Genomic DNA, 18,944 nt, shown 5'->3' on the forward strand with positions numbered 1-18,944 from the left:
GCACTTTCGTAATAGAATCATTTTAAGTTCAAAATTATTCGCATCAGAAAAGAAAAAGGAAGTTAAGCAACAGCAAGTTGCCTAACCTCCTTAATTGAGCTTACCAGTCCTATTTGACAGAGAGCCAATATCTACACGCTTAGCTCTGTTCATATCAACTTATTTTCCATAGCATATATTGCTGCTTGTGTACGATCAGTCACATTCAATTTGCTGAGAATATGACTCACATGTGTTTTAATTGTTTTTTCAGAGACAAATAATGTTTGTGCAATTTCTTTATTAGTTTTCCCTTTAGCCATTTCTTTTAGAACTTCTAACTCTCTTTTAGATAATTTATTTAACATATGTGGCTTATTAACAACTGTATCTATAACTTCTTGAGCATCTCTATGAATGGTTTTATCACCTTTTAAAACCGCCTTAATTGATATCATTAATTGTTCAGCATCCACATCTTTCATTTCATAACCGTCTGCACCTTCATTTATTGCGGACATGACATGTTCTTCATCTACATAACTTGTTAGGACAAGTACCTTAATATGCGGATACTCAGTTTTTAAATGTCTAATTAATGTAATCCCATTCATTCCCGGCATCACAAGATCCACTAATATTAATTCTGGATATATTACTTTATCATTCAGTGCTTCTAACAATTGATTGCCATTATCATAACTCCCTACTACTTCAATCTCTTTTTCTGTTGATAGTAAAAATTCTAGTCCTTGACGTACTATATAATGATCGTCCACTAATGCTATTTTAGGCATAGTTAGACTCCTTTCTAAATTAATAGAGGAATGTGGAGTTGAATTGACGTGCCTTGAGAACCATCTATCTCTATCGATCCATTTAATAAAGCGACACGTTGTTTAATATTAGAAAGTCCATGTTTTGTATGGGAATCGATTTCTGAAACATCAAACCCTATACCATTATCGACAATTTCTATATTTAGTGCATACGCCTCTTGATTAATATCAATCGATATTGTATTTGTTTGAGCATGTTTTTTTGTATTATTTATCGCCTCTTGTATAATTCGATAGATATTCACTTCAACATGATTTTCTAAATCAATTAATCCATGAATTTTAATGTTAAGTTGTATCCCTACGAGCTCAGCATATGTTTTCAAAGCATGGACTAATCCGTTTTCTAATCCAACTGGTTTTAATTGCCAAATCAATGCTCTCATTTCATTTACGGCACTCTGACTGATTTTTTCAATCTGCGAGAAAGCCTGTTGGGACGTAGGCTCTTTCGTCATTTGATTCGCAGCATGTGCTGTAAGCTTAACAGAAAAAAGCATTTGATTCACTGAGTCGTGTAAATCTCGAGCTAATCGATTTCTCTCCTGAATACGTGCCGCTTCTTTCTCTTGATCAGTCAAATAAATACGTTTAATTGCTGAACCAATTTGAAATGCAACTGATTCTAGTAACTCTAAATCTTCTTCACTGTATCTCTCAGTGTGAGGTGTGGCAACATTTAATAACCCAAATTGTTCGTCCCCTGATTTTAAGGGAACGGTTGCGTGATGAGTAATATCTTCTGTTTCATCTGCAAACTCGCGACTTGCTAGGTTAATTCTCGAGCAATTTATAATATTAGACGCTTTCGTGAGCTTTTTATTGTGATATGCTTGCACACACCAACATGTTCCTTGCTTCATATATTGACAGGAATGATTTTCAAGTGCTTTAGGTAAGGCAAATTTAGATTCCAAAGTATGATGACCATTTTCATCTATAAAAAATATCCATCCTGTTGTAAAATCACTTCCCCTAATGAGATAGTTAATCGCCCCATCTAACATTGATTGTATTTCTGTCTCTTCGTTAAGAAATTCTGCTAACTCTTTTAATAACGCTAAATGTGTGGGTTTCTCCATGAATTTCATCCCTCAACTTTTAATGTTAATTCTATTATACACCTATGACCTGTTCACTGTTTAGCTAAACCTTACAATTTTAAGATTTGAAATGTAAATGACTATCAAATGTATGATTATCATTATTATGGTATGATAAACAAGAATATAAGGAGGATACTATGAAATTTACCGTTGCTCAATCTTTTGATAATATGACTATTCGTGATATACTCAAATCTTTGAAATTACCTAAAAAAGAACTACATCTCTTAAATATGTCAAAGGCAATTGAAGTGAATCACACCCCTTCTCAACTTAATACTACTGTAAAAGAAGGAGACGTTGTTTTTTTACCTAGTAGTGACGCCGAAAGTCAGTATTTACCAAGTTATCGTTATGCTAAAATCGCTTATGAAGATGATGATATTGCTATAGTCTTTAAACCAAAAGGCGTTAAAACCCATCCAAATGATTTAAAAGAAAGTAATACGCTTATGAATCATGTACGCTATACTTTAAACAGTCCATACGTTGAGCCCATACATCGTTTAGACCAAGAGACTGTAGGTCTTTTAATTGTTGCCAAAAACCCTATAATGAAGAAAATATTAGATCGCATGTTAGAAGATAATGAAATTAATCGAATCTACCGTGCTCAAGTCGAAAGTTTATTACCGATTAAACCTCAAACTATTGATATGCCAATTGGTAAAGATAAGTTTCATTCAAATAAAAGACGTGTTTCAAAAACGGGTCAACGTGCAGTAACACATATCATAGACTCACATATGCTTGAAGAAGGCGTTTGTGAATTAAAAATCAAACTAGATACAGGACGCACTCACCAAATCCGAGTACACTTAGCTGAAATTGGACATCCTGTAATTGGTGACCCACTTTACGGCCATTCCAAATTACGTCAACTTAAACTTGAAAGTTATATGATTGAATTTATTCATCCATTCACACGAAAAACGATTTCAATTTCAATTGATGATCTAGAATAAACTGAGTATAAAAATGAGGCTAGGATAACTAATATTAAGACTCTCTGTCAAATAGAACTAGTCAGCTCAATTAAGAAGGTTAGGCAACTTGCTGTTGCTGAACTTCCTTTTTCTTTTCTGATGCGAATCATTTTGAACTTAAAATGATTCTATTATGAAAGTCTCATAATTTTTATAACCAAATGATGCTCTTTTAATAAGTTTAATTTTGTTATTAATACCTTCAATCGGACCATTCGTAAAGTTGGCATACTCTAATGTGTTGGTAATGAACGGAATATAACTGTTTAATGTTTTTATGACGATGCTTAATTTAGGATGAATATCTGGTAATACTACGTTTTCTAAAGACTGAAGTAAGGCTTTTATATCATTGTTATTAATGTGGCAATGAAGTTGATTGACTGTAAAGTGCGTACGACTAGTATCTCATACTGTAAGGCTTAATCGATCTTTAAACGTCAATTTTTTAACTTTTTTCTCAAATTGTATGTTTTCGTCTTTAATATTAAGTGTTTTTGATATAAAATAATTCATGGACGCATGATCTCCTTTATTATGGTTTTGGCACTTTTAATAATAGAGGTCATTGCGTCTTTTTGCATCTAAAAAGTAAAAAATCGGACAAGCAACATTTATAATTTAAATGTCACCAGTCCGATTTATTATAGAACCTATATTAAAAAACTCCCAACCTCAATTTTTATTTATTAAAACGATTACGAAAACGACTTAACCATCTTGATTTAGGTTTAACAGGTTGCCCAATTTCTACAATGTTTTCTTTTGTTAAATTAAGTCCAAATTCTTTGGCTTCATTCATAAGATATTCTTGTGAGTTAAGTGGTGGTAAGTCATTTTCTACATAATGATACTTTCCAGTATGGTCTTGATAACGCCCTTTCTGATTATCAGATAACTGTAACTCCATAAAATCCACTAATCTTTTTGCGATTTTTTGATTAAGCACAGGGAATAAAATTTCTACACGTTTAATCATATTACGTGTCATCATATCTGCTGAAGAAAGATAAATCTTTTCATTCCCATTATTGTGGAAATAATAAATACGAGAATGTTCAAGTAAACGACCTACGATGCTTACCACTTCAATATTCTCGCTAACACCCTTAATTCCAGGCTTTAAACAACATATACCTCTGATGATGAGCTGTACTTTTACACCTGCTTGAGACGCTTCATATAACTTTTTGATTAACGTTTTATCTGTTAATGAATTCATCTTCATCATCATTTTGCCATTTCCATGTTGACGATGACTCTCAATTTCTTCCTCAATACGTTCTACAAATAAATCACGAATTTCGTAAGGTGCAACAATTAATTTTTGATAATCAGGTTTAATTGAATAGCCACTCAAATAATTAAAGAAACTCATTGCATCCTGACCGATTTCTTCATTAGTTGTAATAATACCCATATCTGTATATAATTTTGCTGTTTTATCATTATAATTTCCCGTTCCAAGATGAACAAACGGTATAAGTTTACCGTTAACACGTTTAACAACTAAAGTAATCTTACTATGCGTTTTTAAATGTGTCATACCATACATTACGTGGCATCCCGCATCTTCAAGCATTCTTGCCCATTGAACATTGTTTTCCTCATCAAAACGTGCCTTAAGTTCCACTAATACAGTAACTTGCTTTCCATTTTCAGCTGCATTTTTCAACGCTTCAATTATAGGTGAATCACTACTCACACGATATAGCGTTTGTTTAATAGCCATCGTATCTGGATCTTCAGAAGCATCTCGAATAAAATCAACTATTGGATCAAATGATTCATAAGGATGATGGAAAAAGATATCTCTTTTTAAAGCTAAATCATATATATTACGATTGCCTAATGATTGAGGAGGTTGTGGTGTATATCTTGGATACTGGTGCTCTTTCAACTTATTCGATAAATGTCCAACCAAACCAAATAACATTGTTAAATCTAATGGCCCATTTGTATGATAAACATCACCAGGTTCTAACTCTAATGTATCAATCAGCCATTCCATATTTTCATTTAATTGCATTCGACTATCAATTTCAAGTCTTACAGCAGCCCCACTTTTACGTTCTTTTAAAAACCTTTCAATTTCAATTAAAAGATCTTCTGCTCCGTCTTCATGTATCGTTAAATCTGCATTTCGCGTAATTCTAAAGGTATACGTATTCAAAATCTCATAACCTTTAAATAAATGTCCCATAAAGAATGATATAACATCTTCAATAAGTATAATAAACTGCTTATTACCATCATTAACTGTAGTAAATCGGTTTAACAATGTTGGTATTTGTACTATCGCCGAATTAACTTCATCTCCAGTATCAATATCGACAAAAATATTTAATGTCTTGTTATTTAATTTAGGAAACGGTCGATAGGCGTCGATACCTAACGGTGTTAAAGTTGGTAAAATTTCATTCAAAAATTCATGTTCTAATCGCTCAATTAATGCTTCACTTAACTCATTAGGGTGAGATAAATATACATCGAATGACTTAAGCGTTTCTACAAGTTCATTAAATCGCTTGTATTGATACTCTACATTTTGACGATTTTTTGTTTCAATCGCTTCTAGTTGTTCAGTAGGTGTCATTTGCGCTTTATTTTCAGGCTTATCAAAACCCATTTTTACTTGGTCTTTTAATCCAGCAACTCTGACCATAAAAAATTCATCTAAATTAGAACTACCGATAGCTAAAAATTTAAGTTGCTCGAGTAGCGGATTATGATCATCATAAGCCTCTTGTAACACACGATAATTAAAGTCTAGCCAACTTACCTCACGATTATTATAGTAATCGGGGTTATTTAAATCATATTTATCTATTGCATTTGTCACTTTGATTACTCACCTCATTATAGAATAGGTTGAAATCCGTGTACTCATCAAGATTACGTATACCATGATTTCAACTCCTATGAATAGTAATAGCGTAACACAGGTATATCTATCAATTTAATAAAATCATTGTTAAGATTTGGTAAAGTTTACAGTAAGTGGTGCTTTAATTATTTTTTCGATGTGTTTTTTTTGTCGATTAGATTGATATGCTTCAGCAATTGGTTCTCCTTGGTAAAACGCTGTTAATGTATACGTATCTTTTTCAGATTCCAATTTGATTTTATTAACAGTGTTTGTATTAGAAATGTTCATTGAATTCGCAAATTTAATAATACCACCTAATGTTTGGATGTCACTCACTTCATCATCAGAAAACCATTTTGTTTCATCACTATATAACTTAAGTAACGTTTTATTTTTAAAACTCGCTAACAAAGCAAGTCTGACACGTTCTTTATGTGTTAAACCATTAATACTCGAATTTGCAATGATATAATACGTATGTTGTGAACTTGAATCAGAATCAATGAATTCACCTAAATAATACAAGTATGCTCCTTGCAAAAACTGTGCTTTTAGTGTATCGCTTATTTCAACTTTTTTAAGTTCAATCAATTGATCTAATAATGATTCAGCTAACTTCACACGTTGTTTTGCACCTGTGACTTCTATCTTATATTCGTTAGCTAAATGTTTTAGTGCATCTTTTAAAACATTTTCTTTATTAAATTCGTCGGGACGATTTTTACCAATTTGATTCATAATAAATCCTTCTCGAATTCCTTTTCTAGAAAACGTAAAGGCTTTAGCATCTATGATTTCAAATAAAACATTAAATACAGTTACAGCTGGTAGTATGATATCTGCACGATCTCGACTTAATCCATCCAGATTATTTAAGTCATCACGGTCTGACTTTCGGATGACTTGTAAAACCTCTTTAAGGTCTTTTTTAGTCATTGTGTATCCATGCACACCCGCAATCGGGTATTGAATAAGGGATTGATGGATACGCGCACAGTTACGCGCTGATCCACCAACACCTACTAATTTCACTTGTTTGTCGTTAAGCCACTTAACTCTCTTAAATTCAGCTTTTAAAAACTTTTCCATTGCTTTGATAGCATCTTTATCATTATGCTCTTTATCTTTGAAAAACTTCTCTTTAAGCGTTACAACACCAAATGGGAAACTGATCGCTTCTTTGATGTTTTTTTGATTGAAATATGTTAACTCCGTAGATCCTCCCCCAATATCAACTGTCACACCATCTTCTATACTTGTCGTATGTGTCACAGCGTATGAACCATAAAACGCCTCATCTTCTTCTGGAATAATTATGATATCGATGCCAACCGCTTCTTTAACTTGTTTTATAATTTCATCTTTGTTTTGTGATTGACGTATCGCTGCTGTTGCTATTGGAAATAGACGATCTACATTAAAACTATCGGACACTTTTTTAAAACTGTGCAAGGCTTCAATCAAAACTTTAATACCTTCTTCTGTCATATATAGATCTTCTGTTAAATATTGGCTCAAACGTGCAGGTGTCTTAATGTTTTGGATTTCATTAAGTCCTGTATTTGTTTTAAATTCAAAAATAACCAGTCTGATTGTATTTGAACCAATGTCGATTAAACCGTTTCGCTCCATTTGTGTTGTATGCCTCCTCAACTATTTTGGATGTACCATATTTTCAGGTTTAATCCACTCATCAAATTGTTTTTCTGTAAGATGACCAGATTGAATTGCTGCTTCTTTTAACGTTAATCCTTCTTTATGTGCCTTTTTAGCAATAGACGCTGCTTTTTCATAACCAATATGTGGATTCAATGCTGTAACAAGCATTAGTGATTGATTTAAATAATTATCAATATTTGATTCAATTGGTTCAATACCTACTGCACAGTTATCATTAAATGTATTCATTCCGTCAGCTAATAAGTAGATTGACTGTAATGTGTTATGCAAAATGACTGGTTTAAATACATTTAATTCAAAATTACCTTGAGAACTTGAAATACCTACAACAGTATCATTACCCATAACTTGAACTGCAACCATTGTTAACATTTCACATTGTGTAGGATTTACTTTCCCCGGCATAATTGAAGAACCTGGTTCATTCTCAGGTATAGAAATTTCAGCAAGACCTGCGCGTGGGCCAGAAGCTAACCATCTCACATCGTTCGCAATTTTCATTAAGTCTCCAGCTAATGCTTTTAAACTGCCGTGTAATTGCACAACTTCATCGTGTGCTGTAAGCGCATGGAATTTGTTTTCAGATGACACAAATGGATATCCAGTATTTTCTGAAATATAATGTGCCACTTTATCACCAAATTCAGGATGTGCATTAATACCTGTTCCAACTGCTGTTCCGCCAATAGCTAAATTTAAGATGTGTTTTTTAGATTCAGCCAATAATGAATCGCATACATCTAACATATAGCGCCATCCACTAATTTCTTGACCTAGAGTGATTGGTGTTGCATCTTGTAAATGGGTTCTACCAATTTTAATAATATCTTTAAAATCATTTTCTTTTTTATAAAATGTATCACGTAAGCGCTTTAATGCAGGTTCAAGTTTAGTTTCAATTTCATGATATAATGCGACATGCATCGCAGTTGGGAATGTATCATTAGAACTTTGTGATTTGTTAACATCATCGTTAGGATGAATTGTTTCTTCACTTTGATGTTCTTTTAAATATTCATTCGCTACGTAACTTACCACTTCATTAACATTCATATTACTTTGAGTACCACTTCCTGTTTGCCATACAACCAATGGGAAATGTTCATCAAGTTCTCCATTTAAAATTTTGTCGCACGCATATACAATGGCATCTTTTTTAATATCACTTAATTTACCTAATTCATGATTCGCTAATGCAGCACCACGTTTAAGTTGCGCAAATCCATAGACAACCTCAATCGGCATTTTCTCTTTACCAACTGGAAAGTTTTGTTTACTTCTTTGTGTTTGAGCACCCCAGAATTTATCAGCAGGTACCTCTATTTCACCAAAAGTATCATGTTCAATTCTTACAGACATTTTAATCGCTCCCCTTTTTTCACTTTTCAGTTTAAATTATAGCATTAAATGAAATTGGCATTCAATTGCCTAATTAGAATAACTGCGAGAAATATAAAAAAGTCTAATTTGTTTGAATAAAACCAAACAAATTAGACTCTCTTATTGGTATTTGGCTTTAACAGCCTGAACTACACTAATTGCTGCTAAAATATATAAAACCATACCAATACAAATCGTAATTGGACTTAAATTAATCAATAATCCTAATATTCCATTAAGTTGATTATAAAAATGATCTAAATAAATATAAAGTGCTATAGTGATTACAATACAACATATCACACTAATTGTAATCCCTTTTTGATTACTGTTAATGAAAGTTTGTGGTGTCACAGACTCATCAACTAATCCATTAGAAAGATTTAATTGTAACTTAACAACCTTAAATAGTACTGGTAAGTATAAGGTTCCAAGAGCTAGTGGAAATCCTTTAATTGAAAGAAGATTCATAATTGTTGAAGCGATAATGAGTACAATCCAGTATTGATTTAATTTCATAGTAAATCCTTTCATTTTATAACGATTAATAAGACGTATTAATTATACTATATCTATGTATTCTATTCAAAAAGGCTAAAAATTAAGGCTGAGCTTTGAATAACATAATAGCTCAGCCTCATTCAATTATGATTTATCAGAACGCACATCCTGATCATGTGTTTGATTTAATTTTTCTTCATCATTTTCTTCTGAAATCTGTTCCATCTCTTTACCTAATTCAACCATATCGTCGAAACCATCGACCATTTCATTTTCATGTTCTTTCTTCTCTTCGTTCATTTTTTAAACCTCTTTCTTAAGCATATAATGAAGTGAAGTAAGCGCGTACGTCAGCAGGTAATCCTTCTGCAGCAGCTTCATCTAAAATAACGTTGACCATTCTGTGTTCTTTTAGACTTGATGGAATAAAGCTTGTGTTACCATTTTCTTCATATAATTTTTTGATAAGATCTGCTTTTTCATGACCAGTCACGACTAAAAGAATTTCACGTGCAGGTAATACACCTTCTTTAACTCCTACACCAAGATAACCTTTTTGATCAATTGTAATAACTTGTAGTGTTAATTTACCTTTATTATCTTTAGTTTTAGCATGATGCTTAATAAAATCTTCTACTGGTTCTTCTTCTGGAATATCATGCACTTGCTTATCAGGTACACCTAAAGCTTTATAATATGATGATTTTTTATCATAATCTAAGATATGAATTTCACTAAAATCTACAGCATGATCATCTACATTTTTCTTTAATTCCTCAAGAACAGGTGCTTGTTCATGATTTAAATGAATCCCTGCAATTGTATTCGGATTATTGTTAAACTGTTTTCTCATAATGTCTGCTGTATATAATGCTGCTGTTTCCGCATCTTTAAAAATTCTAAAATTCATTGCCATAATCTTACACTCCTCTTATTATGCTATATAGCCAAATATATTATTACACATATACCCTGAACATATTAATTTTAAAACATATCGCATCTTAATCAGTGACCTATATATTTCTTATAAGTAGACCTTAAGATAAGTTTGGATAATTTTGTTGTCTTAATGCTTCATAAATCAAAATTGCAGCAGTATTAGATAAATTCAAAGCACGCACATTTTGATTCATTGGTATACGTAAAGCAGTATTTTCATATTTTTCTTTAACCCAACTCGGTAATCCAGTTGTTTCCTTACCGAAAATAAAGAAATGGTTTTGAGTGGTATCAGAAAAATCTTGTGACGTATGATTTTTTGAACCAAATTTAGTTAAAAGATAATAAGTGCCTTCAGTTTGTTCAAAAAAATCTTCTATACTATCATAATATGTAATATCAACATATTTCCAGTAATCTAATCCTGCGCGTCTCAACATCTTATCATCAGTACTAAAACCGAGTGGCCGTATAAGATGTAATTTTGTATCTGTCGCAGCACATGTACGTGCAATATTTCCAGTATTAGCTGGTATTTCTGGTTGGTAAAGTACAACATGAATGGTCATAGTTAATTTCTCTCCATTTCTAAACCTTTAATAATCTCAACTTGAACTTCTTCAATTTCTTTTTCATAATGTGTCATCAAATAATCTCTTTGATTTTGACCATCAATTTGACCAATTGCCCAAAATGCTGTGGCACGTATCATAGGTCTTGGATCATTTTCTGCCACTTCTTTTAAAGTTGGAATAGCAGTTATTTCTTTAAAATGAGCTAAAGCGATAATTGCATTACGTTGTATTGGTTTTTTGCCACGCCATGCACCAGCTAAGTGTCCAAACGTATGCTTAAACGTTTTATTATTCATCGTTAGCAATGGAATAAGTCTAGGCTTCAATATCTCTGGTTCTAATATAATATCATCATGTTCAGTATTAATCCCTCTATTTTTAGGACAAACTTGTTGACATGTATCGCATCCGTACAAACGATTCCCAATTTTATAGCGATACTCATCTTTCAAATAGCCTTTCGTTTGAGTTAAAAAACTAATACATTTTTGACTGTTTAATTGACCATCACCTACAAGCGCACCTGTTGGACAACGGTCAACACAAATTGTACAATCCCCACAACTATCTAAAATAGGGTCATCTGGTGGAAATGGAATGCTTATCAACATCTCACCTAAATATGTCCATGTGCCTAAATCAGGATTAATCACAAAACCATTTCTACCTGTAAAACCAAGCCCAGCTCTCTCTGCAACTGCTCGGTCTGACAACACACCTGTATCCACCATAGACATCATCTCAACATCTGGAACTTTAGCTTTTATAAATTCACTAAGTAAATCAAGTCTCTTTCGCATAATTGTATGGTAATCTTGACCCCATGATGCACGTGCAAACATTCCTCTACGATCGCCCTTAACACTTTTTGGTGCATTTTTTAATTTGTTAGGATAACCAACAGCAATTGCTATAATTGAACGTGCTGTTGGCAACGATAACTTTGGATCTATTCTTAAGTCAATATCAGATGGTTCAAATCCAGATGCATATCCATTTTGATGATAATCAATTAACTTTTGTTTAAGCTCATCAAATGGATCGGCAGTTGTAAATCCAATACTATCAATCCCAATCGAATAGGCGTATGCTATAATTTCTTCTTTTAACTGTTTTACATCCATATCTGCCACCTCTTCAAACTCACTTTCTTATTTTAACACATTTTATGAAGTTAGAAATGGTAATCATGCACGTTTTAAATATAAGATACTAAAGTCATAATAATTTAAAGCAAAAAAGATTGAAATACAATGTATCAAAGTTTAAAAGTCAACTTATCATTTTAACATTGCATCTCAATCTTATATTTATTACAAATTAAAAAGCTTATAACACACGTTTAAGGAAACTTTGTGTTCTTTGATGTTTAGGATGTTCAAAAATATCTTCTGGTGATCCCTCTTCGACTACTACACCATCAGCCATAAATACAACATGATCACTCACATTTTTAGCGAAATCCATTTCATGAGTAACAACAACCATTGTCATGCCTTCTTTAGCTAAATCTTTCATTACATTTAAAACTTCTCCTACTACTTCTGGGTCAAGCGCTGAGGTTGGCTCATCAAATAGTAATACATCTGGATTCATGGCTAAGGCTCTTGCAATTGCAACTCTTTGTTTTTGTCCCCCAGACAACTGACTTGGAAATGCTGAAGCTCTATCTTTTAAACCTACTTTATCTAGTAAAGATAAAGCGTGATCTGTTAAAATTGCCTTTTTATCTTTACCTAAAAGTAAGGGGGCTAATATAACGTTATCTATTACTTTTTTATGTGGAAATAAGTTAAAGTTTTGAAACACCATGCCCATCGATTGTCTGAGTTTATCAATTTTTGTGCCTTTAAATGTGATATCGGTACCTTCGAAAATAATTTGTCCTTGTGTAGGTGTTTCAAGTAAATTCAAACATCTTAATAAAGTACTTTTCCCACTACCAGAAGGACCAATGATCGCGACTACTTCCCCTTTTTGAATCGTCATATCTATGCCAGTTAATACTTCATGGTTACCATAGGACTTGTGCAAATTTTTAATATCAATCACTTGCCTTTAGCCTCCTTTCAAAGTAATTCATGATTTGAGTTAATGTAAATGTCAAAATGAAGTATAAGATTGCTGCAAGGATTAATGGTGTAAATGGATCAAATGAGGCACCTTGCACGACTTGTGCATTAAACATTATTTCACTTACGCCAATAACTGATATTAATGATGATTCTTTGATTACAGTTATAAATTCATTACCTAACGCTGGTAAAATATTCTTTACTGCTTGAGGTAAAATAATATGTCTCATCGATTGTCTATAATTTAATCCTAAGCTTCTTGCTGCCTCCATTTGACCTTTATCCACAGCATTAATACCTGCTCGGAAAATCTCGGCAATATATGCAGAACAATTAATAACTAATGCAATGGACCCACAAATAAAAGCAGAGATATCCCAACCTAAAACGGCAGTTGTTCCGAAATAGACTAAAAATATTTGAACTAATAAAGGTGTGCCTCTTAAAAATTCAATATAAACTATTGAAATCCACTTCAATAATTTAATCCGTCCTAACTTCATCAATGCAAATAATGCGCCGAAAATACTACCTAATGCAACACCTATTATTGAAACTAATACGGTATTCTTTAACCCTGTTAAAAAGAATGAACCATACTTAGTTATAAAATTACCTTCATTTTTTAAATCTTCAGTGGCTTTTTTCTCAAACTGTGGTAACAAGTTTTGAGTTTCTATATCTTTGATTGTTTCATTAACCTTTTGCATAAGTTGCGGTGAGTTCTTTGGCAGTGCAATTGCATTATGTTTTGTAGCACCTGCAAAGCTCGCTTCAGAAAATGTTAAATCATTATTTTGTGCTAAATAAGCTTTTCCAACAGCACTATCCACAATTACCGCATCAATTTTATTACTTTTTAGTGCTAAAATAACTTCAGGCAAACGCGTTAGAGATTGAACCTTTGCATCATTAATCTCTGTTTGAGCTAACTCTTCTTGTGTCGTTTGTTTTTGTACACCAATACGTTGACTTGATAAGTCTTCTATACTCTTATACTTATCATGATCAGCCTTTCTAATAACAACTTTTTGTTCGACAGTCATGTAATTATTAGAAAAGTCGACCTCTTTTTTACGTTCAGGTGTTGGTGACATACCCGAAATAATCATGTCGACCTTACCTGTTTTTAAAGCACCAAGCAGACTATCAAATGACATATTTACAATTTTTAATTTTACGCCATGGTCCTTAGCAATTTTCTTTGCAATTTCTATATCTATGCCTGCATATTCTCTATGTCCGTTAACTGTCCTTTCAAACTCTAATGGAGCATAATCAGCTGACAAGCCAACTCGTAACTCACCTCTTCTTTTTATATCATCCCATTGATCTTCTTTTGCGTGTGTATCATCATCATAATAAGGAGCTGTTACAGTTACTATTAAACAGATAATACTTAAACACTTTATGATTATACCTCTCAATAAGCTTCCCCCTCTCACTTTTTAATTATTATACATATATATGCAAATCTATGCAATACCAAATAAAAAAGAAGAGGTTTTTAGAAACATCGTATTAAAACAGAACGCTTAGCACATTAGTTATATACTTTAAAGCGTTAAAGATATAAGCCAAGATGCTCCCTCTATTTTAATACCAGTCTAACCTCTTCCTTTAATTATTAATTATTCAGTTTTAATTTCAAATTGATAAATATCATCACTATAATTAGGTATTATACGCTTCAATAGTTCGTGCACGAAGAACGCAACGATAAAAGGTATAATAAAGTATGCTAATGTCAGTAAGATGATATTGATAATAGGATCTCCATCCATTCGATTAAATGCATTAATTGGTCCTACAAAACCGGTATAACCAAATCCTGCAGACATTGGTGTTCCTTGAATATTAACAAAATAAGCCAACAAACCTGCTACGATGCCATTAATCGTTAACGGTATAGAAATGATTGGATGTTTCAAGTAAACAGGAATCATCATTTTAGCTGCTCCAATGATTAATACCGCATTAACCCCCATTTGATTTACTCGAATAGATCCGAGTAAAAATGTCATACAGGCTGCAACAACTCCCATATTTGCTGCACCACTACCAAGTCCTGATAAAGATATGGCAGTCGCAATGGCTACTATTGAAATCGGGGTTACCATAAGTAGTGCATAAACTATCGCTATTAAAATACTCATGATTAAAGGATTTAATTCCGTAAAAGAATGAATCATATGACCAATTGCTTGTGTTAAACGACTCACAAAAGGTAACATGATTAACCCTAATCCTCCACCAATTATAGGAATCAGGACAGGTAAAATAATCATTTCTAATGAGCCGAATTTCCCTCTTAACAAAAGATATAAGCCACACGAAACTATTACAACAAGTATTACATTAATGATATCTCCAATACCCTGTAATAAAACCGTGCCATTTTGAAATTTTATAGCACCTGAACCTAACATAGCAGCTGTTCCAATAAACATAACAGCAGGTCCTGAAAACTTTAACTGATGTGCAGCTAAGGCTCCGATAATAAACGCCATAAATGATTGGATTGTAATAACGAGTTGAAAAATAGTCTCTAATATTACATTACCATCTTTAAAAAACTTAAGTAATTCACCTAGTAAGGCATTTGGTATCAAAGCAATAACTACACCTGCTCCAACTGCATTTAAAATAACACTAAAAAAAGATCGTTTACTTAGTTCTGATTTAACCAAAATTGTATTCCTCCTAAATAGGTTATGTCAATGATAATATAGATATGTAGTGAAGACAACATAAAATTGGATTATCAGGTCAGATTAGAGGTCATTATTATTAAAATATAAATAAGAGTGATAAGATATTCTAATAAGAGAGTAAAGAGAAAAGTTTAAGAACATCATATTAAGCTACAGTTCTGTATGTTAACATTTAAAACTATTTATTAGTCGTTCATTATTTTAGTTTTAATATAAAAAGATACGTATACCACTATAATGGACATAAAAACAAACAGTTTAAGGAGAGATATTGATGTCTTTGAATTATGACATGTCGGAATTATTTGGACTTGAAATTGAGAATTTAAAAATTACAGATAGTTTAGGTTTAAGGATAATTGACAACGAGGAATCGCTTGTTTTTGCAGGAGAAATAAACTATGAACCCAAAAATTGTGAGTACTGTGGCATTAAAAATGATAATCACTCTATCATTAAAGATGGATTTACTCAAACTACTGTATATATGGGACTTGTGTTTGATAGACCTGCATATATTAAATTAAAGAAACCACGCTTCTATTGTAAAAATTGTGGACATACTTTAATAGCAAAAACACCTGATTTTAATACGCAATGAATTCTTCCGAACGGAAACCTATACTCCAGGAGATTAAATGTATTATATAAACACTTATTAAATATTTACCTTACATCACGAATACAGTTAAATATCCTCATTTAACAAATGAACCAATTGAATGTATTAACAATAAAATTAAACTTATTAGGCGTGTGTCTTACGGTTATAGATACTTTTATAATTTTAGAAATAGAATATTAGTTATTTCTAGGATGTTTGTAAGTGAACATAAAAAACGTACCAAGTCACTAAAAATAGCAACTTAGTACGTTTTGTCTTCACCAACCGACGTTGACAAAGAGCCAAAAAGACCGCTAAAACCAGTTAGGAATTCAGCGGTCTTGTTCGGGACTATACGCATACCCTAGTCCCCTTACAGAAATAATACAAAAAAGGCATCGATACCGGTGGTCGGGATCGAACCGACACGTCGTAAAGACACGGGATTTTGAGTCCCGCGCGTCTGCCAATTCCGCCACACCGGCTTGTTAAAAATAAGAAAAAACTTCCAATTATAATACATTAGAAGCTAAATGGAGCGGAAGATAGGGCTTGCACCTATATCTCTTTCCGGGAAGGAAAGTGTTCTAGAAGTTGAACTACTCCCGCACGATATGAACTTTTGTATATAATCATTAAATGGAGCGGAAGATAGGACTTACACCTATACCTCTTTCCGGGAAGGAAAGTGTTCTAAAATTGAACTACTCCCGCATATATTTAAAAATGGAGGCGGCAACCGGATTTGAACCGGTGAATAGAGGTTTTGCAGACCTCGGCCTTACCACTTGGCTATGCCGCCAAAAATAACTGGGCTAGCTGGATTCGAACCAGCGAGTGACGGAGTCAAAGTCCGTTGCCTTACCGCTTGGCTATAGCCCATTAATTTTAATAAAGGGCGGTTGATGGGAATCGAACCCACGAATGTCGGAACCACAATCCGATGCGTTAACCACTTCGCCACAACCGCCATGGCAGGGGCAGTAGGAATCGAACCCACATCAAAGGTTTTGGAGACCTCTATTCTACCGTTGAACTATGCCCCTATGACATGGTGGAGGGGGGCAGATTCGAACTGCCGAACCCGAAGGAGCGGATTTACAGTCCGCCGCGTTTAGCCACTTCGCTACCCCTCCATATATGCCGGCCAGAGGACTTGAACCCCCAACCTACTGATTACAAGTCAGTTGCTCTACCAATTGAGCTAGGCCGGCAAACCAAATGGTGGTTCAGGACGGAATCGAACCGCCGACACAAGGATTTTCAGTCCTTTGCTCTACCGACTGAGCTACTGAACCATAATAATGGCGGTCCCGACGGGAATCGAACCCGCGATCTCCTGCGTGACAGGCAGGCGTGTTAAACCGCTCCACTACGGGACCTAATAATTGCGGGAGGCGGATTTGAACCACCGACCTCCGGGTTATGAGCCCGACGAGCTACCGAACTGCTCTATCCCGCGATAATATTAATTAATAAATGGCGGAGGAAGAGGGATTCGAACCCCCGCGAGCCGTTAAGCCCCTGTCGGTTTTCAAGACCGATCCCTTCAGCCAGACTTGGGTATTCCTCCATAAATGGACCTTGCAGGACTCGAACCTGCGACCGAACGGTTATGAGCCGTTAGCTCTAACCAACTGAGCTAAAGGTCCTAAAGATAGTTTTATTAATTAATGGCGGCGGAGGGGATCGAACCCCCGACCTCACGGGTATGAACCGTACGCTCTAGCCAGCTGAGCTACGCCGCCATAATAATGAACATAATTATTAAATTAATTTGAATGGTGGAGACTAGCGGGATCGAACCGCTGACCTCCTGCGTGCAAAGCAGGCGCTCTCCCAGCTGAGCTAAGCCCCCATTTATTAATAAGTTATCGGGAAGACAGGATTCGAACCTACGACCCCTTGGTCCCAAACCAAGTGCTCTACCAAGCTGAGCTACTTCCCGTAAAGCAATATGTAGCGCGCCCGATAGGAGTCGAACCCATAACCTTTTGATCCGTAGTCAAACGCTCTATCCAGTTGAGCTACGGGCGCATAATCAATGGTGCCGAGGACCGGAATCGAACCGGTACGGTGATCTCTCACCGCAGGATTTTAAGTCCTGTGCGTCTGCCAGTTCCGCCACCCCGGCATTAATGGAGCAGAAGACGGGATTCGAACCCGCGACCCCAACCTTGGCAAGGTTGTATTCTACCGCTGAACTACTTCTGCATATGCGGGTGAAGGGAGTCGAACCCCCACGCCGTGAAGGCGCTAGATCCTAAGTCTAGTGCGTCTGCCAATTCCGCCACACCCGCGTAAATTACTGGTGAGCCATAGAGGATTCGAACCTCTGACCCTCTGATTAAAAGTCAGATGCTCTACCGACTGAGCTAATGGCTCTCAAGATGGTGCCGGCCAGAGGACTTGAACCCCCAACCTACTGATTACAAGTCAGTTGCTCTACCAATTGAGCTAGGCCGGCTATTCTATTTATTAAAGATGGTGGAGAATGACGGGTTCGAACCGCCGACCCTCTGCTTGTAAGGCAGATGCTCTCCCAGCTGAGCTAATTCTCCAATATGTATCTACCTGGCACCGTCCTACTCTTGCGGAACGTAAGTCCGACTACCATCGGCGCTAAAGAGCTTAACTTCTGTGTTCGGCATGGGAACAGGTGTGACCTCTTTGCCATAGGCACCAGATAAACAT

Annotated in this window: 16 protein-coding genes, 24 tRNA genes, 1 rRNA gene and 1 pseudogene; 3 read left to right on the forward strand and 39 right to left on the reverse strand. The window is 34.6% G+C overall.

Annotated elements, in window-relative coordinates; genetic code table 11:
* Nucleotides 1-149: 149 nt before the first annotated feature.
* Together HHH54_RS09930 and HHH54_RS09935 are read right to left on the reverse strand one after the other, a co-directional pair.
* Complete coding sequence (locus HHH54_RS09930) at nt 150-776, reverse strand: response regulator transcription factor (protein WP_198618677.1); 627 nt, start codon at nt 774-776, stop codon at nt 150-152.
* A gap of 14 nt (nt 777-790) precedes the next feature.
* Complete coding sequence (locus HHH54_RS09935; protein WP_198618678.1) at nt 791-1,900, reverse strand: GAF domain-containing sensor histidine kinase; 1,110 nt, start codon at nt 1,898-1,900, stop codon at nt 791-793.
* Nucleotides 1,901-2,061: 161 nt separating this feature from the next.
* Here HHH54_RS09935 and HHH54_RS09940 point away from each other — a divergent pair, with 161 nt between their 5' ends.
* Entirely contained in the window at nt 2,062-2,889 is an 828-nt protein-coding gene (locus HHH54_RS09940) for an RluA family pseudouridine synthase (protein WP_198618679.1), read from the forward strand.
* A gap of 138 nt (nt 2,890-3,027) precedes the next feature.
* Here HHH54_RS09940 and HHH54_RS09945 read toward each other — a convergent pair whose 3' ends face one another.
* From HHH54_RS09945 to HHH54_RS10000, 12 genes are all read right to left on the reverse strand, one after another.
* Nucleotides 3,028-3,273 carry a transposase gene (locus HHH54_RS09945; RefSeq protein WP_198618691.1) on the reverse strand — a complete coding sequence of 82 codons (246 nt, stop codon included), beginning with the start codon at nt 3,271-3,273 and terminating at the stop codon, nt 3,028-3,030.
* 319 nt (nt 3,274-3,592) lie between these two features.
* Complete coding sequence (locus HHH54_RS09950; RefSeq protein WP_198618680.1) at nt 3,593-5,752, reverse strand: RNA degradosome polyphosphate kinase; 2,160 nt, start codon at nt 5,750-5,752, stop codon at nt 3,593-3,595.
* 132 nt (nt 5,753-5,884) lie between these two features.
* Nucleotides 5,885-7,411: an exopolyphosphatase gene (gene ppx, locus HHH54_RS09955; RefSeq protein WP_198618681.1), complete on the reverse strand. Its 1,527-nt coding sequence runs from the start codon at nt 7,409-7,411 to the stop codon at nt 5,885-5,887.
* A gap of 21 nt (nt 7,412-7,432) precedes the next feature.
* A complete protein-coding gene (fumC, locus tag HHH54_RS09960; RefSeq protein WP_198618682.1) occupies nt 7,433-8,818 on the reverse strand; it encodes a class II fumarate hydratase in 1,386 nt (461 codons plus the stop codon).
* Between the two features lie 141 nt (nt 8,819-8,959).
* Nucleotides 8,960-9,358, reverse strand: coding sequence for a hypothetical protein (locus HHH54_RS09965; RefSeq protein ID WP_198618683.1), 399 nt, complete (start codon nt 9,356-9,358; stop codon nt 8,960-8,962).
* Nucleotides 9,359-9,484: 126 nt separating this feature from the next.
* Nucleotides 9,485-9,640, reverse strand: coding sequence for an SAS053 family DNA gyrase inhibitor (locus tag HHH54_RS09970; protein ID WP_198618684.1), 156 nt, complete (start codon nt 9,638-9,640; stop codon nt 9,485-9,487).
* 16 nt (nt 9,641-9,656) lie between these two features.
* Nucleotides 9,657-10,256, reverse strand: coding sequence for a 6-phosphogluconolactonase (locus HHH54_RS09975; protein WP_198618685.1), 600 nt, complete (start codon nt 10,254-10,256; stop codon nt 9,657-9,659).
* Between the two features lie 124 nt (nt 10,257-10,380).
* Nucleotides 10,381-10,851, reverse strand: coding sequence for a tRNA (uridine(34)/cytosine(34)/5-carboxymethylaminomethyluridine(34)-2'-O)-methyltransferase TrmL (trmL, locus tag HHH54_RS09980; RefSeq protein ID WP_198618686.1), 471 nt, complete (start codon nt 10,849-10,851; stop codon nt 10,381-10,383).
* A 2-nt stretch (nt 10,852-10,853) separates the two neighbouring features.
* On the reverse strand, nt 10,854-11,981 hold the full coding sequence (gene queG, locus HHH54_RS09985) for a tRNA epoxyqueuosine(34) reductase QueG (RefSeq protein ID WP_198618687.1): 1,128 nt from the start codon (nt 11,979-11,981) through the stop codon (nt 10,854-10,856).
* A 205-nt stretch (nt 11,982-12,186) separates the two neighbouring features.
* Nucleotides 12,187-12,909, reverse strand: coding sequence for an amino acid ABC transporter ATP-binding protein (locus tag HHH54_RS09990; protein ID WP_198618688.1), 723 nt, complete (start codon nt 12,907-12,909; stop codon nt 12,187-12,189).
* On the reverse strand, nt 12,902-14,359 hold the full coding sequence (locus tag HHH54_RS09995; RefSeq protein ID WP_198618689.1) for an ABC transporter substrate-binding protein/permease: 1,458 nt from the start codon (nt 14,357-14,359) through the stop codon (nt 12,902-12,904). The genes HHH54_RS09990 and HHH54_RS09995 overlap by 8 nt, the downstream gene beginning before the upstream one ends.
* A gap of 204 nt (nt 14,360-14,563) precedes the next feature.
* Nucleotides 14,564-15,622, reverse strand: coding sequence for a PTS sugar transporter subunit IIC (locus tag HHH54_RS10000; RefSeq protein ID WP_198618690.1), 1,059 nt, complete (start codon nt 15,620-15,622; stop codon nt 14,564-14,566).
* A 298-nt stretch (nt 15,623-15,920) separates the two neighbouring features.
* Between HHH54_RS10000 and HHH54_RS11340 the strand changes: the two genes are divergently transcribed.
* Together HHH54_RS11340 and HHH54_RS11345 are read left to right on the forward strand one after the other, a co-directional pair.
* On the forward strand, nt 15,921-16,247 hold the full coding sequence (locus tag HHH54_RS11340; protein WP_232796319.1) for a transposase family protein: 327 nt from the start codon (nt 15,921-15,923) through the stop codon (nt 16,245-16,247).
* A gap of 50 nt (nt 16,248-16,297) precedes the next feature.
* Nucleotides 16,298-16,516: pseudogene (locus tag HHH54_RS11345) on the forward strand (transposase); the annotation flags it as partial.
* A 136-nt stretch (nt 16,517-16,652) separates the two neighbouring features.
* Here HHH54_RS11345 and HHH54_RS10010 read toward each other — a convergent pair.
* The 25 genes from HHH54_RS10010 to rrf form a co-directional block, all read right to left on the reverse strand.
* Nucleotides 16,653-16,735, reverse strand: a tRNA-Leu gene (locus HHH54_RS10010).
* A gap of 49 nt (nt 16,736-16,784) precedes the next feature.
* Nucleotides 16,785-16,859: transfer RNA gene (locus tag HHH54_RS10015), tRNA-Gly, on the reverse strand.
* A 31-nt stretch (nt 16,860-16,890) separates the two neighbouring features.
* Nucleotides 16,891-16,964: transfer RNA gene (locus tag HHH54_RS10020), tRNA-Gly, on the reverse strand.
* Nucleotides 16,965-16,977: 13 nt separating this feature from the next.
* Nucleotides 16,978-17,052 (reverse strand) — tRNA-Cys (locus tag HHH54_RS10025).
* An 8-nt stretch (nt 17,053-17,060) separates the two neighbouring features.
* A tRNA-Gln gene (locus HHH54_RS10030) sits at nt 17,061-17,132 on the reverse strand.
* Between the two features lie 15 nt (nt 17,133-17,147).
* Nucleotides 17,148-17,220 (reverse strand) — tRNA-His (locus HHH54_RS10035).
* 2 nt (nt 17,221-17,222) lie between these two features.
* A tRNA-Trp gene (locus HHH54_RS10040) sits at nt 17,223-17,296 on the reverse strand.
* 6 nt (nt 17,297-17,302) lie between these two features.
* Nucleotides 17,303-17,386 (reverse strand) — tRNA-Tyr (locus HHH54_RS10045).
* A gap of 5 nt (nt 17,387-17,391) precedes the next feature.
* Nucleotides 17,392-17,464: transfer RNA gene (locus HHH54_RS10050), tRNA-Thr, on the reverse strand.
* An 8-nt stretch (nt 17,465-17,472) separates the two neighbouring features.
* Nucleotides 17,473-17,548, reverse strand: a tRNA-Phe gene (locus tag HHH54_RS10055).
* Between the two features lie 7 nt (nt 17,549-17,555).
* A tRNA-Asp gene (locus HHH54_RS10060) sits at nt 17,556-17,632 on the reverse strand.
* A gap of 6 nt (nt 17,633-17,638) precedes the next feature.
* Nucleotides 17,639-17,712, reverse strand: a tRNA-Met gene (locus HHH54_RS10065).
* 18 nt (nt 17,713-17,730) lie between these two features.
* Nucleotides 17,731-17,823: transfer RNA gene (locus HHH54_RS10070), tRNA-Ser, on the reverse strand.
* 5 nt (nt 17,824-17,828) lie between these two features.
* Nucleotides 17,829-17,902, reverse strand: a tRNA-Ile gene (locus HHH54_RS10075).
* A gap of 22 nt (nt 17,903-17,924) precedes the next feature.
* Nucleotides 17,925-17,998, reverse strand: a tRNA-Met gene (locus tag HHH54_RS10080).
* Nucleotides 17,999-18,032: 34 nt separating this feature from the next.
* Nucleotides 18,033-18,108: transfer RNA gene (locus HHH54_RS10085), tRNA-Ala, on the reverse strand.
* 16 nt (nt 18,109-18,124) lie between these two features.
* Nucleotides 18,125-18,198: transfer RNA gene (locus HHH54_RS10090), tRNA-Pro, on the reverse strand.
* A gap of 15 nt (nt 18,199-18,213) precedes the next feature.
* Nucleotides 18,214-18,287: transfer RNA gene (locus HHH54_RS10095), tRNA-Arg, on the reverse strand.
* A gap of 8 nt (nt 18,288-18,295) precedes the next feature.
* Nucleotides 18,296-18,384: transfer RNA gene (locus tag HHH54_RS10100), tRNA-Leu, on the reverse strand.
* Nucleotides 18,385-18,389: 5 nt separating this feature from the next.
* A tRNA-Gly gene (locus HHH54_RS10105) sits at nt 18,390-18,464 on the reverse strand.
* 3 nt (nt 18,465-18,467) lie between these two features.
* Nucleotides 18,468-18,550, reverse strand: a tRNA-Leu gene (locus HHH54_RS10110).
* A 9-nt stretch (nt 18,551-18,559) separates the two neighbouring features.
* Nucleotides 18,560-18,635, reverse strand: a tRNA-Lys gene (locus HHH54_RS10115).
* A gap of 6 nt (nt 18,636-18,641) precedes the next feature.
* A tRNA-Thr gene (locus HHH54_RS10120) sits at nt 18,642-18,717 on the reverse strand.
* A gap of 18 nt (nt 18,718-18,735) precedes the next feature.
* Nucleotides 18,736-18,811: transfer RNA gene (locus HHH54_RS10125), tRNA-Val, on the reverse strand.
* An 11-nt stretch (nt 18,812-18,822) separates the two neighbouring features.
* Nucleotides 18,823-18,937, reverse strand: a 5S ribosomal RNA gene (gene rrf, locus HHH54_RS10130).
* Between the last annotated feature and the right edge of the window lie 7 nt (nt 18,938-18,944).

Origin of the sequence: Staphylococcus canis (genome assembly GCF_016238445.1) — a bacterium.
Taxonomy (GTDB): Bacteria; Bacillota; Bacilli; order Staphylococcales; family Staphylococcaceae; genus Staphylococcus; species Staphylococcus canis.

What these genes read in the sequence shown, in the direction of transcription:
- HHH54_RS09965 (WP_198618683.1), bottom strand. Translation starts at nt 9,358, where the DNA reads ATGAAATTAAATCAATACTGGATTGTACTCATTATCGCTTCAACAATT.
- HHH54_RS09935 (WP_198618678.1), bottom strand. Translation starts at nt 1,900, where the DNA reads ATGGAGAAACCCACACATTTAGCGTTATTAAAAGAGTTAGCAGAATTT.
- trmL (WP_198618686.1), bottom strand. Translation starts at nt 10,851, where the DNA reads ATGACCATTCATGTTGTACTTTACCAACCAGAAATACCAGCTAATACT.
- queG (WP_198618687.1), bottom strand. Translation starts at nt 11,981, where the DNA reads ATGGATGTAAAACAGTTAAAAGAAGAAATTATAGCATACGCCTATTCG.
- HHH54_RS09940 (WP_198618679.1), top strand. Translation starts at nt 2,062, where the DNA reads ATGAAATTTACCGTTGCTCAATCTTTTGATAATATGACTATTCGTGAT.
- HHH54_RS09970 (WP_198618684.1), bottom strand. Translation starts at nt 9,640, where the DNA reads ATGAACGAAGAGAAGAAAGAACATGAAAATGAAATGGTCGATGGTTTC.
- HHH54_RS09975 (WP_198618685.1), bottom strand. Translation starts at nt 10,256, where the DNA reads ATGGCAATGAATTTTAGAATTTTTAAAGATGCGGAAACAGCAGCATTA.
- HHH54_RS11340 (WP_232796319.1), top strand. Translation starts at nt 15,921, where the DNA reads ATGTCTTTGAATTATGACATGTCGGAATTATTTGGACTTGAAATTGAG.
- ppx (WP_198618681.1), bottom strand. Translation starts at nt 7,411, where the DNA reads ATGGAGCGAAACGGTTTAATCGACATTGGTTCAAATACAATCAGACTG.
- fumC (WP_198618682.1), bottom strand. Translation starts at nt 8,818, where the DNA reads ATGTCTGTAAGAATTGAACATGATACTTTTGGTGAAATAGAGGTACCT.
- HHH54_RS09930 (WP_198618677.1), bottom strand. Translation starts at nt 776, where the DNA reads ATGCCTAAAATAGCATTAGTGGACGATCATTATATAGTACGTCAAGGA.